The following is a 13,966-nucleotide window of genomic DNA, read 5'->3' on the forward strand; positions in this document are numbered from 1 at the left end:
TCGTTCTACCTCAGCTTCAGGGTGGCAAGGCCGATCAGCACGAGAATCACGGTGATGATCCAGAAACGGACGATCACGCGTGGCTCAGGCCAGCCCTTGAGTTCAAAGTGGTGGTGAATCGGTGCCATGCGGAACACACGGCGACCGGTCATCTTGAAAGAAGCAACCTGGATGACGACCGACAGGGTCTCCATCACAAACACGCCGCCCATGATGAACAGGACGATTTCCTGACGGACGATCACCGCGATGGTGCCCAGAGCCGCGCCCAGCGCCAGCGCGCCGACGTCGCCCATGAAAACCTGTGCCGGATAGGTGTTGAACCACAGGAACCCGAGGCCGGCACCGATCAACGCGCCGCAGAACACGATCAGTTCACCCGCGCCCGGTACATAAGGGATCAGCAGGTATTCAGCGAATTTCACGTTACCCGACAGGTAGCAGAAAATTCCCAGACCACCGCCGACCATCACCGTCGGCATGATGGCCAGACCATCGAGGCCGTCAGTCAGGTTGACTGCGTTGCTCGAGCCGACGATCACGAAGTAGGTCAGCACGATGAAGCCTGCGCCCAACGGAATGCTGTAATCCTTGAGCATCGGCAGAATCAGGGTGGTTTCCACCGGAGTAGCAGCAGTCATGTAAAGGAAGACCGCCGCGCCAAGACCAAACACCGACTGCCAGAAGTACTTCCAGCGGCTCGGCAAGCCACGGGAGTTCTTCTCGATCACTTTGCGGTAGTCGTCGACCCAGCCGATGGCGCCGAACAGCAACGTCACCAGCAGCACGGTCCAGACATAACGGTTGCTCAGGTCAGCCCAGAGCAAGGTGCTGACGCCGATGGACGACAGAATCAGCGCGCCGCCCATGGTCGGAGTACCCGATTTGGACAGGTGCGATTGTGGACCGTCGTTGCGAACTGATTGACCGATCTGACGGTTCTGCAAGGTGCGGATCATCCACGGGCCATAGCACAGCGACAAGACCAGCGCGGTCAGCACACCGAGAATCCCGCGCAGGGTCAGGTACTGAAAGACCGCGAAGCCTTTGTAGAACTGTTGCAGATACTCCGCTAGCAGCAGCAGCATTAATGTTTCTCCAGACTGGACCCGCACAAAGCGGCGACGATGTTTTCCATCGCAGCGCTGCGCGAGCCCTTGATCAAAATGGTGGTGTTGGTGTCTTGCTCGGCGCCCAGGGCCTTGATCAGTTCAGCCTGAGTGCTGAAGTGAAAGGCCTGTGGACCGAAAGCGTTTACGGCGTGAACCATGTTGGGTCCGACGGCATACAGCGCGGACACCTTGCCGCGGGCGTATTCACCCACATCGCGGTGCCCCTGCTCCGCCCAATCGCCCAACTCGCCGATGTCCCCGAGCACCAGAACGGTGCGACCGGAAAAGCCGGCGAGTATATCAACGGCGGCGCACATGGAGGTCGGGTTTGCGTTGTACGTGTCATCAATTACGCGCATGCCGTTGGTGGCCAGTTGCGCGACGGTGCGCCCCTTGACCGGTTGCACCGCGGCCAGGCCCGTGGCGATGCCGAACAGCGACACGCCCAAGGCATGCGCAGCGGCGGCAGCAGCCATGGCGTTGGCGACGTTATGCGTGCCGAGCAGGTTCAATTGAACGCGCTCCACCCCTTCAGGCGTGTGCAGGTCAAACGCCGGGCAACCGCGAGCGTCGCGGTCCAGGTCGCTGGCATAAAAGTCGGCACTGAGGTTGCTCAGGGCGAATGTCAGCACTTTGCGACCGGCCGCGCGGGCCTTCCAGATTTCAAAAGCCTTGTCGTCGAGATTGAGAACGGCGATGCCATCGGCCTCGAGCCCTTCAATAATTTCGCCTTTGGCTTCAACGATTTTTTCCGGCCCGCCGAACTCACCAACGTGGGCGGTCCCGGCATTGTTGAGGATGGCCACGTGAGGTTTGGTCATGCCCACGGTGTAGGCAATTTCGCCAAGGCGCGAGGCACCGAGTTCGATCACGGCAGCGGTGTGTTCCGGCGCGAGTTCGAGCAAGGTCAGCGGCACGCCGAGGTCGTTGTTCAGGTTGCCACGGGTGGCCAACACCGGACCGCGCGTGCGCAGGATGCTCGCGAGCATTTCCTTGACCGTGGTCTTGCCGCTGGAACCGGTGACGGCCGCGACCGGGTTGGTGAACGCCGCACGGTTCAGTGCGCCCAGTTGGCCGAGAGCCTGGCGGGTGTCATTGACCAGTAGCTGAGGCAGCGCGCTGTCGGCGACTTCGCGCTCGACCAACGCTGCGACGGCGCCTTTGGTTGCGACGTCATTCAAATAGTCGTGACCATCGAAACGCGGGCCGGTCAAGGCGATAAAGAGCTGACCCGGTTTGATCGCACGGCTGTCGATGCTGACGCCGTCGAACGTGGCGTCGGCAGTGATCAGGCGAGCTTTCAGCGCGCCAGTCAGTTCGCTCAGCTTCAAGGCTTTAAGCATGGGCCACCTCCCAAGCGGTCAGGGCATGATCGGCCTCGACCAGATCGGAGAAGGCGTGACGCTCGCCGTTGATTTCCTGATAGTCCTCGTGACCTTTACCGGCCAGAACAATCACGTCATCCACCGAAGCGCTGGCGATCAACTGGGCAATCGCCTGGCCACGGCCTGCCACGAAGGTCACTTTATCCACAGCCTTGAAGCCGGCGCGGATGTCATCGAAGATCACAGCCGGGTCTTCGGTGCGCGGATTGTCATCGGTCACCAGCACACCGTCGGCCAGACGTTCAACCACCTCAGCCATCAACGGACGCTTGCCGCGATCACGATCACCGCCGCAGCCGAACAGGCACAGCAAGCGACCTTTGGCGTGTGGACGCAGGGCCATCAAGACTTTTTCCAGCGCGTCCGGGGTGTGCGCGTAATCGACCACCACCAGCGGCTGAGTACCGCCACCCAGGCGCTGCATGCGACCAGCCGGGCCTTCGAGCTTCGGCAGGACGTGGAGGATTTCGTCCAGCGCGTAATCCAGACCGAGCAAGGCGCCGACCGCGGCCAGTACATTGCTCAGGTTGAAACGACCGAGCAAGGCGCTGCGCAAATGGTGCTCGCCCTGAGGCGTCACCAACGTGGCGCGCACGCCTTCGTCGTCGAATTGCGCTTCACGGCAATACAGGTAGGCGCTGGTGTCTTCCAGGCTGTAGGTGATCAAACGCGACTCACGCTTTTCGGCGGCCAGTTGGCGGCCGAATTCGTCGTCGAGGTTAACCACCCGGCACTTCAAATCGTTCCAGGCAAACAGCTTGGCCTTGGCTTCGCCGTAGGCCTGCATGTTGCCGTGGTAATCGAGGTGATCGCGGGACAGGTTGGTCATCACCGCCACATCAAACGCCAGCGCGGTCACGCGGCCCTGATCCAGACCGTGGGAAGAGACTTCCATGGCAACGGCTTTGGCACCGGCCTTTTTCAGGTCGGCCAGGGTCGCTTGCACGGCGATCGGGTTCGGCGTGGTGTGCAGACCGCTTTCCAGCGCCCCGTAGAAACCGGAACCCAGCGTGCCGACGATGCCGCAGTGTTGGCCCAGCAGATCGAGCGCCTGGGCCACCAGTTGAGTCACGCTGGTTTTGCCGTTGGTGCCGGTCACGCCAATCAGATTCAAGTGACGGCTCGGGTCGCCATAAAAACGCCCGGCGATGTCCGACAGCTGCGCCGCCAGGCCTTTGACCGGAATCAGCGGCACTTCGGTGATCGGCAATACAGTCGCACCTTCGACTTCATAAGCCACAGCGGCAGCGCCGCGTTGCAGGGCGTCGGCGATGTGCTCGCGACCGTCGAAGCGCCCGCCCGGGACGGCGAGAAACAAATCGCCAGCGCGCACGTTGCGGCTGTCGAGTGCCAATTCGCGGATCAACAGATCGCGACCGGCGTGAGCGAAAATCTTGTTCAGACTCAGAGACATCAGCCGCGCCCTCCATTGGCTTTCAGCGGTACGACGGGGGTTGCATTCGCGGTTTCAGTCGGCGGCAGGTTGTCCGGCGTAATGTTCATCAGGCGCAGCGTCCCGGACATCACTTTGCTGAACACTGGCGCCGAGACCAGACCACCGAAGTAACCGGCCTTGGTCGGTTCATCGATCACCACGACGATCGCGTAACGTGGATCGCTCATCGGCCCGAAGCCTGCGAACAGCGAGCGGTAAGAGTTCTCGGCGTAGCCTTTGGTGCCCACCGATGTTTTGCGCGCAGTACCCGACTTGCCAGCCACGTGATACGCCGGCACTTGCGCACGGAATACACCGCGCGGCGCTTCGATCACTTGGGTCAGCATGGTTTGCATGGTTTTCGAGACGGCTTCCGGCAGCACTTGCGTGGTCTGCGGCGCCTTGTCGGTTTTGATCAGGGTCAAGGGTGCGAGGCGACCGTCGTTGGCCAGCGCCGAGAAGGCGTGGACCAGCTGAATCGCGGTCACGGAAACACCGTAGCCGTAGGACAGCGTGGCGGTTTCAGCCTTGCGCCATTCGCGGTAGTTCGGCAGGTTGCCGACGCGTTCGCCCGGGAACCCGAGGCCGGTGTCCTGGCCGAGGCCGAGTTTTTGCGCCAGACGGAAAATCGTCTCGCCGCCGATATCGAACGCGACCTTACTCATGCCGACGTTACTGGAATTGATCAGGATGCCGGTCAGATCGAGTACCGGGCCTTCGGTCTTCGATACGTCCTTGATGGTGTACTTACCAATCTGCAAGGAGCCTGGATACACCTCGACGGTATCGCTCGGCTTCCAGCGCCCGGTTTCAATCGCGGCACTCATCGAAACGGCTTTCATGGTCGAACCCGGTTCGAACACGTCGATCATCGCGCGGTTACGCATCATCGCCGGTTGCAGGTTGCGACGGTTGTTCGGGTTGTAGGTCGGCTGGTTGACCATGGCCAGGATCTCGCCGGTCTTCACGTCCATGATCACCAGGCTGCCCGCCTTGGCGCCGTTCTCGATGATCGCGTTACGCAGTTCGCGGTTGGCCAGATATTGCAGGCGCAGGTCAATGGACAACGCCAAGGGCTTGCCGGCCTTGGCGTTTTTGGTGACCTGGACATCCTTGATCAGCCTTCCGCGCCGATCCTTGATGACTTGACGCTTGCCGGGGACCCCGGCGAGCCATTCGTCATAGGCCAACTCGACCCCTTCACGACCGTGGTCATCGATATCGGTAAATCCAACCATGTGCGCGGTGACTTCACCGGCCGGGTAGAAACGCCGGAACTCTTCAATGCCGTAGACGCCCGGTACTTTCAGATCGAGCACGGACTGGCCCTGCTCGGGAGTCAGCCCGCGTACCAGGTAAATGAATTCTTTGCTGGCCTGGGCTTCGAGACGTTCAGTCAGGGCTTTAGGGTCCTGACCCAGGGCAGCCGCCAGTGCCGGCCACTTCTCTTTGGCCGTTTGCATTTCCTTGGCGTTGGCCCACAGCGTGGTGACCGGGGTACTCACGGCCAAAGGCTCGCCGTTACGGTCGGTGATCAGACCACGGTGAGCCGGAATCGGAATATGACGAACGCTGCGCGCATCGCCCTGACCTTTAAGGAAGGCACGGTCGACGACTTGCAGGTCGATGATGCGCCAGGAAATCGCCGCGACCATGATGCCGAGCAATCCCACCACCACGCGGAAACGCCATGGGAACATTGCGCCTTCGAGTTTCATCATGGCGCCACCATCTTCACTTCAGCTGCGCCAGGAATGCGCATCTTCAGCTGTTCGGAGGCCAGTACTTCGATACGGCTATGGGCGGTCCAGGTGCTCTGTTCAAGGATCAAACGCCCCCACTCGGCCTGCGCCTTGTCGCGCACGCTCAACTCGTTGTACAGCGAGTTCAACAGCTGACGGTTCCAGTGAGCGCTGTACGAAACGCCGATCGCTGAAACAAGCACGCCCACAAACAACAGCAGCATGAAAAAGCTTCCGCCGGGCAGTGGCTTGGCGAAAAGCTTGCTCACCGCAGCTTCTCCGCCACGCGCATGACGGCGCTACGGGAACGCGGGTTGGCTTTGAGTTCGGCCTCGGAGGCGGACTGGGCTTTGCCATGGATTTTGATGATCGGTTCGAAAGCGACGTGACGTACCGGCAGGTTGCGCGGCAAATTGTCGGCTTCACCTTTAACCAGTTTGCGCATGAACAGTTTGACGATGCGGTCTTCCAGCGAATGGAAGCTGATAACGACCAGACGGCCGCCGACTTCCAGGCATTCCAGTGCGGCTTCGAGGCCGGCTTCCAGATCGCCCAGTTCGTTGTTGACGTGAATGCGCAGGCCCTGGAACGCACGGGTCGCCGGGTTCTTGCCTTTTTCCCACGCCGGGTTGGCGACTTTCAGGACTTCGGCCAGGTCCGCGGTGCGTTCAAACGGCTTGATGTCGCGGCGCTCGGCCACGGCCCGGGCCATACGACCGGAGAAACGTTCTTCGCCGTATTCCTTGAACACGCGAGCGATTTCTTCCACCGGTGCGGTGTTGACGAACTCCGCAGCGCTGATCCCGCGGGACGGGTCCATGCGCATATCCAGCGGGCCGTCATTGAGGAAACTGAAGCCGCGTTCAGGGTCGTCAAGCTGCGGCGAAGACACGCCGAGGTCGAGCAAAACACCACTGACCTTGCCGGCCAGACCGCGCTCGGCGACTTCCGAACCCAGCTCGGCAAAGCTGCGCTGCACAACGACAAAGCGGCCGTCTTCGGCCGCTAGCGTCTGCCCGGTGGCAATCGCTTGAGGATCTTTATCAAATCCGAGCAACCGACCATCAGGCCCCAGCTGGCTCAAGATCAGCCGGCTGTGCCCGCCGCGCCCGAACGTGCCGTCCAGATAGCAGCCATCAGGACGTACGGCGAGAGCCTCGACGGCTTCGTCAAGCAGTACGGTGATGTGGTTAAAGCCGCTATCAATAGTCACAGGATCAAATCACGCAGTTCATCAGGCATAGAGCCCGGTTGTTGAATAGCAGCCAGGTCAGCGGCAGAAACCGCATCCCAGGCATCCTCGTCCCACAATTGGAACTTGTTCAGTTGGCCTACCAACATCGCGCGCTTATCCAACTTGGCATATTCACGAAGACGCGGTGGAACCAGAAAACGACCACTGCCATCGAGCTCGAGGTCGACGGCATTACCAATCAGTAAACGTTGCAGGCGGCGGTTCTCTTCGCGAAGCGAAGGCAATGCGCGCAGTTTGGTTTCAATAACTTCCCACTCATCGAGGGGGTAAACACACAAACATGGATCAACGGCGTCAATTGTGACGATTAACTGACCTGCACTACGCGAAACGAGCTCGTCACGGTACCGGCTCGGCATGGCGAGTCGGCCCTTTGCATCGAGACTGATAGCGTTAGCTCCGCGAAACACGTCAGCGTTTCTCCAAATTTTAGCGTTTTACGTTCAAAAAACCCACTTCATGCCACTTTCCGCCACTTGCGCACACTATAGGAATGCGGCCACCGCACCGTCAAGGCGCGGATTAAAGGAAAACCCTTACAGAACTGAGATTTAGGAGCGCAGGAGGAGGTGTTACGGAAATCCGACGTGTCATTACACTCAATAACTTGAGTCAACACAGATGGCTGCGCTCGAAAGTTAAAGTAGTTTGTTAAGAGTAAGATTTTTTTGGTATTACGAAAGTGCTTCTGCTGATGATTCGGTAAGGAGGGAATTTGCCACTACCAGCGCCCTGCTCAAAGATTCAAACAGGGAGGAAAAAAAGGTGGAGAGTCGATCTGTAAGCCGGGTTCTGTCTTGAACAGTCATTCGTCTACGATGGCCATCACTGGACATCTTTAGCAACCTACCCGGTCCCAGCGCGGGCCACGCCTTGGGACCCTATTTGGTCTTGCTCCAAGTGGGGTTTACCTAGCCACGAACTGTTGCCAGACGTGCGGTGCGCTCTTACCGCACCTTTTCACCCTTACCGGCGCCGAAGCGCTTAGGCGGTTATTTTCTGTGGCACTTTCCGTAGGCTCACGCCTCCCAGGCATTACCTGGCACTTCGCCCTATGGAGCCCGGACTTTCCTCCCCCCCCTAATTTTCATAGAGGGCAGCGACTGTCCGATCGACTCTCCGCCGCAAAGGTTAACGGCAGAGCGGCCGAAGAACAAGCGCTAAACGCCTTTGCCCCTTCCTGCACGTCGGGTTTACTCGCCCTTCTGTTTATCCAGCGCGACCTGATACAGCACATTCTTGCGCTCGCCGGTGATTTGCGCAGCCAAGGCGGCCGCACGCTTGAGCGGCATCTCTTCGAGCAACAGGTTGAGGATGCGCATCGCTTCGCTGCTGACCGCGTCTTCGGTCTCGGGCGCAGCCCAGCCGGCCACCAGCACCACACATTCACCGCGCTGCTGATTGCTGTCTGACTCGACGAACTCACGCAACTCGGCCAACGGCAGGCCTTTAAGGGTTTCAAAGGTTTTAGTGATTTCACGAGCCAGCAACGCCTGACGCTCGCCACCGAACACCAGCTCCATATCTTGCAGGCATTCAAGAATGCGGTGCGGAGCTTCGTAGAAAATCAGCGTGCGCGGCTCTTCCTTTACCAGCTCAAGACGAGCCCGGCGACCGACCGCCTTGGCCGGCAGGAAGCCCTCAAAGATAAACCGGTCGGATGGCAAACCCGCTGCTGACAGAGCCGCGATCAATGCACAGGCTCCCGGCACCGGCACCACATTGATCCCCGCAGCACGAGCCTGACGCACCAAGTGATACCCAGGATCAGAAATCAACGGCGTGCCGGCATCGGATATCAGTGCCACATCGTCGCCTGCCAGCAGACGCGTGATAAAGCGGCTACCTTCATCCCGCTCGTTGTGTTCGTGACACGCCGCCAGCGGCGTGGGGATACCGAAATGTTGCATCAATCGCTGGGAGTGGCGAGTGTCTTCGGCGGCAATCAACGCCACCTCACGAAGGATCTTCAGCGCACGCGCACTGATGTCATCCAGGTTGCCGATGGGCGTCGCCACCACATAAAGCGAGCCAGCAGCGGAATTCAAAGCACCTGGAGCAGTCAAAGCGCACACCTCATGATCGGTAAAAAGTGACATTGTAGCGCGTAGCGGCGCTCGCGATACGCCTGCTCCTTCCCGGCTTTTCCCGCCTTTTGTGCAGCGCTGCAACATTTACACGAGCTAAATTGATCGATTCACGCCAGTAACATCGCGCCCCGGCCAGTGCTTGGGTACAATTCCACGCTAATTTGATCGAGTAACAGGAACACTACATGATCGCTTGCCTGCGGCTGTTTACTGCCCTCTGCCTCGCTGCCTTGCTGGCGGCTTGCGCCAGCTCGCCCTCCTCCAGCCTTGGCGAACTTCCACGGACCCCGAATGCCAGCATCGAGCAACTGCTCGAGCAGGCCAATCAAAGCAAAGACCCGGAAGAAGCTGCCCTGCTGCGCCTGAGCGCCGCAGACGTGGCCTACCGCCAAGGGAATGCCGGCCAGTCCGCGCAAATCCTGCAGCAGGTTCCGGTCGAGCAACTCAAGCCAGGCCCACAAGTCTTCGCCAGTACGCTGGCGGCGGAACTGGCGATGGCTCGCAACCAGCCCAAAGCGGCGCTGACGGCCTTGAGCCATCCGAGCTTGCAACGCCTGAGCGAACTGCCGGCCGAGCAACAGGTTCGCACCGGCACCGTCCATGCCCGCGCCCTTGAAGCAGATGGCCAGACGCTAGCTGCCGCACGGGAGCGCATTTTTATCGCGCCAATGCTGAGTGGTGAAGCGGCCAGTAAAAACCACGATGCGATCTGGATCCTGATCGCCTCCCTGCCCACCGACCAACTGCAACCCACCACCTCCGACGACCTCGGCGGCTGGATGGGTCTGGCGCTGGCGGTCAAAACGGCCGGGACGCTGGAGCAGCAGCAAGCCGCAATCGATAACTGGCGCGCGCAAAACCCTAAACACCCGGCCGCCATTCATCTGCCGTTGGCACTGACCAACCTCAAGGACTTGGCCAGCCAACCCCTGAGCAAGATTGCCCTGCTGCTGCCACAAGACGGCCAACTGGCGTCGGTCGGCAAAGCATTGCGCGAAGGCTTCATGGCCGCTTATTACCAGGCCCAACAAACCGGCCAGAAGCCACCCGCCATCGAGTTTTATGACAGCTCGAAGCTGACGTCGATGGACGAGTTCTACCGCAAAGCCCAGGCCGATGGCGTGCAACTGGTGGTCGGCCCGCTGGAAAAACCACTGGTTAAACAGCTCAGCGCCCGCCCGCAATTGCCGATCACTACCCTGGCACTGAACTACAGCGAAGGCGAACAAGGCCCGGCCCAACTGTTCCAGTTTGGCCTGGCCGCTGAAGACGAAGCCCGCGAAGTGTCTCGCCGCGCGCGCGCCGATGGCCTGCATCGCGCCGCGATCATGGTGCCCAAAGGCGAATGGGGCGATCGCGTACTCCGCGCATTCAGCCAGGACTGGCAAGCCAACGGCGGCACCATCGTTGCCACCGAGCGCGTAGACCAACCGGTTCAACTGGCCCAGCAGATTGCTGACATGTTCCAGCTGCGCCAAAGCGAAGGCCGCGCGAAAAGCCTGCAAAGCACCGTCGGCTCGCAGGTCGCCGCCCAGCCTTCGCGTCGCCAGGACATTGAATTCATCTTCCTGGCCGCCACTCCGCAACAGGCTCAACAGATCAAACCGACCCTGAACTTCCAATACGCAGGTGACGTGCCGGTTTACGCCACCTCCCACGTGTACAGTGCCAGCGGCGACGTAAATCAGTACAACGACATGAACGGCATTCGCTTCTGCGAAACCCCGTGGTTGCTGGACGCCAATGATCCACTGCGCAAACAGGTTACGGCTCAATGGCCACAAGCCTCCGGTAGCCTCGGTCGCCTGTATGCCATGGGCGTCGATGCTTACCGCCTGGCGCCACGCCTGGGGCAACTCAAAGCCTTGCCGGACAGCCGCCTCGAAGGTCAGTCGGGTAGCCTGAGTTTGACTCAGAACCAACGCGTCGTGCGTCAGCTACCGTGGGCTCAATTCGTCAATGGCCAGGTTCAACGCCTGCCCGGCTCCCCGAACTGATGCCTGACAGGTCACGCCAGCAAAGCGGTAAAGATGCCGAGCGCCATGCGCTCGAGCATCTTCAACAACAAGGTCTGCGCCTGCTGGCGCAGAACTGGTTGTGTAAACGCGGCGAGCTTGATCTGGTCATGCTTGATGGCGATACAGTAGTATTCGTTGAAGTCCGCTACAGAAAAAACACCCAATGGGGTGGCGCGCTCGATAGCATCGATGAGCGCAAACGGCAGAAACTGATTTTCGCTGCACAGTATTTTCTTCAGCGCGAGTCGCGCTGGGCCAATTCCCCTTGCCGCTTCGACGTGGTTGCCATCGACAGCAACCTTGATCAGTTGAACTGGTTGCAGAATGCCTTCGACAGTTGATCGCTTGCGCCCCGAACCGGACACTTTCACCCAACACTTTTGCTCTTTGCATTGCGGGCTGCACATTCATGTGCCAAGTAGCCGCGCTAATTAAGGTCACACAGATGGACATGCAATCCCGAATTCGCCAGCTTTTTCAGGCCAGTATCGACACCAAGCAAATGGCGATGGACGTACTTGCACCGCACATCGAGCAAGCCAGCCAAGTGATGGTCAACGCCCTGCTCAATGAGGGCAAAATGCTTTCCTGCGGCAACGGCGGCTCCGCCGGCGATGCCCAGCACTTTTCGTCGGAGCTGCTCAACCGCTTCGAACGCGAACGCCCGAGCCTGCCAGCCATCGCGCTGACCACTGACAGCTCAACCATCACCTCGATTGCCAACGACTACAGCTACAACGAAATTTTCTCCAAACAGATCCGTGCCCTCGGCCAACCGGGCGACGTATTGCTGGCGATTTCCACCAGCGGTAACTCGGCAAACATAATTCAGGCGATCCAGGCCGCACATGATCGCGAAATGGTTGTCGTAGCAATGACCGGTCGCGATGGCGGCGGCATGGCGTCGCTGCTTTTGCCCGAGGACGTCGAGATTCGCGTACCGGCCAATGTCACCGCACGTATTCAGGAAGTCCACCTGCTGGCGATCCATTGCCTTTGCGATTTGATCGACAGCCAACTGTTCGGGAGTGAAGAATGACCCCTAATCGCCTAGGCCTGATGGCCTTGACCCTGTGCCTCGGCATCAGCGGCTGCACTTCGGTGGTTAACGCCAGCCGTGAAGCGCCGATTGAAGATGACCGTGGCACGCGCACCTTTGGCAGCAAGATCGACGATTCCCTGATCGATACCAAAGTCGGCGTAAACGTGGCCAAGGCCGACCCTGCCCTGGACAACGAATCGCACATTGTCGTCACCAGCTTCAACGGCGTGGTGCTGCTCGCCGGTCAGACGCCTCGCGCAGACCTCAAGGCTAAAGCCGAACAAGCTGCTGGCGCTGTTCAACGGGTAAAAACGGTCCACAACGAATTGCAGATCATGCCGCCCTCCTCATTGCTGGCGCGCCAGAACGACGCCTGGCTGACCACCAAGATCAAGACCCAGATGCTCACCGACGCCTACATTCCTGGCTCGCGCATCAAGGTTGTGACCGAAAATGGCATCGTCTACTTGCTGGGCCTGCTGACCAAACAGGAAGCCGCTCAGGCTACCAACCTGGTACAGGGCGTTTCCGGTGTGCAGAAGGTTGTGAAGCTGTTTGAGTACATCGACTGACACCCGCCCCCGCAGGAACACGGCTGCCGGCGATGGCGTCCTTGAAATCGCCATCCCGTAGGAGCACGGCTTGCCGGCGATGGCGTCTTTGAAATCGCCATCCCGTAGGAGCACGGCTTGCCGGCGATGGCGCCTATGAAATCGCCATCGCGTAGGAGCACGGCTTGCCGGCGATGGCGCCTATGAAATCGCCATCGCGAGCAAGCTCGGCTCCTACGGAAGTAATAAAAAAGGCGATCCATCCGGATCGCCTTTTTTATTACTTCACCACTTTCAAACTGGGTCGACCGCTGGGACGCGGCGGCTCGCTGTCGGGTGGCGGAATATCATCATCCGGCTCGATCTCTTCCTCGTCTTCCATAGGCGATTCCAGATCGAACACCATGCCTTGGCCATTCTCCCGGGCGTAAATCCCAAGGATCGAGGCGATAGGCACGTACAAGGTGTGCGGCACGCCACCGAAACGCCCTTCGAAACTGACCGCCTCGTTATCCATGTGCAGATGACGCACGGCTTGCGGCGACACGTTCAAGACAATTTGTCCGTCACTGGCAAAACCCTGAGGCACCTGCACCGACGGATACTCGGAATTGACCAGCATGTGCGGGGTGCAATCGTTATCCACAATCCACTCGTAGAGCGCGCGGACCAGATAAGGTCGACTGGAGTTCATAGCGGCTCCTTAAGCCTTAGCGCATATCGCGTTCGACACCAGACAGACTCGCCTGGAAAGCCTCACGCGCAAACGAGCGCTCCATATAATCAAGCAGCGGCTTGGCAGGCCGCGGCAGTTCAATACCCAAAATCGGCAAGCGCCAGAGTATTGGTAATAGGCAGCAATCCACCAGACTTTGTTCCTCACTGAGGAAAAACGGCTTGTCGGCGAATAACGGCGACACGCCAGTCAGGCTTTCGCGCAGCTCTTTACGAGCGACGACGCGGGCAGCTTCCTTGGTCCGTGAATCCAGGATCAGATCCACCAGGCCACACCAGTCACGCTGAATACGATGAATCAGCAGACGGCTGTTGGCACGCGCCACTGGATAAACCGGCAACAAAGGCGGGTGCGGGTAACGCTCATCCAGATATTCCATCACCACGGTCGACTCCCACAACGCCAGGTCACGATCGACCAGGGTGGGCAGGCTTCCGTAAGGGTTCACCTCAATCAGTTTAGGCGGCTGACGACCAGCTTCCACGTAAATGATCTCGGCGCTGACACCCTTCTCTGCAAGTACGATACGCACTCGGTGGGAATAGTGGTCGGCGGGGTCGGAGTAACAGGCCAACCGATTGGTCACGCCCATGGCGGTCC

At 59.6% G+C, this 13,966-nt stretch carries 14 protein-coding genes and 1 other RNA gene; 4 read left to right on the top strand and 11 right to left on the bottom strand.

Features of this window, described 5'->3' with window-relative positions; translation table 11 throughout:
- Positions 1-5: 5 nt before the first annotated feature.
- From mraY to rsmI, 9 genes are all read right to left on the bottom strand, one after another.
- Positions 6-1,088, bottom strand: a complete 1,083-nt coding sequence (gene mraY, locus ACA048_RS24420) for a phospho-N-acetylmuramoyl-pentapeptide-transferase (protein ID WP_497626644.1) — start codon at positions 1,086-1,088, stop codon at positions 6-8.
- The gene (locus ACA048_RS24425; protein WP_497626645.1) at positions 1,088-2,455 is read right to left on the bottom strand and encodes a UDP-N-acetylmuramoyl-tripeptide--D-alanyl-D-alanine ligase; all 1,368 of its coding nucleotides are present in this window, start codon (positions 2,453-2,455) and stop codon (positions 1,088-1,090) included. The genes mraY and ACA048_RS24425 overlap by 1 nt, the downstream gene beginning before the upstream one ends.
- Positions 2,448-3,911 (bottom strand): UDP-N-acetylmuramoyl-L-alanyl-D-glutamate--2,6-diaminopimelate ligase, encoded by a 1,464-nt coding sequence (locus tag ACA048_RS24430; protein ID WP_497626646.1) that lies wholly within the window; start codon positions 3,909-3,911, stop codon positions 2,448-2,450. Before ACA048_RS24430 ends, ACA048_RS24425 begins: the two co-directional genes overlap by 8 nt.
- Positions 3,911-5,650 carry a peptidoglycan D,D-transpeptidase FtsI family protein gene (locus tag ACA048_RS24435; protein WP_497629925.1) on the bottom strand — a complete coding sequence of 580 codons (1,740 nt, stop codon included), beginning with the start codon at positions 5,648-5,650 and terminating at the stop codon, positions 3,911-3,913. Before ACA048_RS24435 ends, ACA048_RS24430 begins: the two co-directional genes overlap by 1 nt.
- Positions 5,650-5,943, bottom strand: a complete 294-nt coding sequence (ftsL, locus tag ACA048_RS24440) for a cell division protein FtsL (protein ID WP_223515297.1) — start codon at positions 5,941-5,943, stop codon at positions 5,650-5,652. The genes ACA048_RS24435 and ftsL overlap by 1 nt, the downstream gene beginning before the upstream one ends.
- Positions 5,940-6,887: a 16S rRNA (cytosine(1402)-N(4))-methyltransferase RsmH gene (gene rsmH, locus ACA048_RS24445; protein ID WP_405046781.1), complete on the bottom strand. Its 948-nt coding sequence runs from the start codon at positions 6,885-6,887 to the stop codon at positions 5,940-5,942. Before rsmH ends, ftsL begins: the two co-directional genes overlap by 4 nt.
- A complete protein-coding gene (gene mraZ / locus ACA048_RS24450; RefSeq protein WP_497626647.1) occupies positions 6,884-7,339 on the bottom strand; it encodes a division/cell wall cluster transcriptional repressor MraZ in 456 nt (151 codons plus the stop codon). Before mraZ ends, rsmH begins: the two co-directional genes overlap by 4 nt.
- Before the next feature lie 355 nt (positions 7,340-7,694).
- Positions 7,695-8,048: RNase P RNA component class A (rnpB, locus tag ACA048_RS24455), an RNA gene on the bottom strand.
- A gap of 74 nt (positions 8,049-8,122) precedes the next feature.
- Complete coding sequence (gene rsmI, locus ACA048_RS24460) at positions 8,123-9,028, bottom strand: 16S rRNA (cytidine(1402)-2'-O)-methyltransferase (protein WP_223515303.1); 906 nt, start codon at positions 9,026-9,028, stop codon at positions 8,123-8,125.
- 176 nt (positions 9,029-9,204) lie between these two features.
- On the opposite strand from rsmI, the gene ACA048_RS24465 reads away from it, so the two are divergent.
- From ACA048_RS24465 to ACA048_RS24480, 4 genes are all read left to right on the top strand, one after another.
- Complete coding sequence (locus ACA048_RS24465; RefSeq protein ID WP_497626648.1) at positions 9,205-11,016, top strand: penicillin-binding protein activator; 1,812 nt, start codon at positions 9,205-9,207, stop codon at positions 11,014-11,016.
- Complete coding sequence (locus ACA048_RS24470; RefSeq protein WP_019582357.1) at positions 11,016-11,378, top strand: YraN family protein; 363 nt, start codon at positions 11,016-11,018, stop codon at positions 11,376-11,378. The genes ACA048_RS24465 and ACA048_RS24470 overlap by 1 nt, the downstream gene beginning before the upstream one ends.
- A 104-nt stretch (positions 11,379-11,482) precedes the next feature.
- A complete protein-coding gene (locus ACA048_RS24475) occupies positions 11,483-12,076 on the top strand; it encodes a phosphoheptose isomerase (RefSeq protein ID WP_223515311.1) in 594 nt (197 codons plus the stop codon).
- Complete coding sequence (locus ACA048_RS24480; RefSeq protein ID WP_497626649.1) at positions 12,073-12,651, top strand: BON domain-containing protein; 579 nt, start codon at positions 12,073-12,075, stop codon at positions 12,649-12,651. The genes ACA048_RS24475 and ACA048_RS24480 overlap by 4 nt, the downstream gene beginning before the upstream one ends.
- Positions 12,652-12,910: 259 nt before the next feature.
- Here the strand turns inward: ACA048_RS24480 and ACA048_RS24485 are convergent, their stop codons facing one another.
- Both ACA048_RS24485 and ACA048_RS24490 read right to left on the bottom strand, forming a co-directional pair.
- Positions 12,911-13,324 (bottom strand): ClpXP protease specificity-enhancing factor, encoded by a 414-nt coding sequence (locus tag ACA048_RS24485; RefSeq protein ID WP_007943725.1) that lies wholly within the window; start codon positions 13,322-13,324, stop codon positions 12,911-12,913.
- A 16-nt stretch (positions 13,325-13,340) separates the two neighbouring features.
- Positions 13,341-13,958, bottom strand: a complete 618-nt coding sequence (locus ACA048_RS24490; RefSeq protein WP_007905304.1) for a glutathione S-transferase N-terminal domain-containing protein — start codon at positions 13,956-13,958, stop codon at positions 13,341-13,343.
- Positions 13,959-13,966: the final 8 nt, after the last annotated feature.

The sequence above is a fragment of the Pseudomonas sp. LBUM1659 genome, from assembly GCF_059716045.1.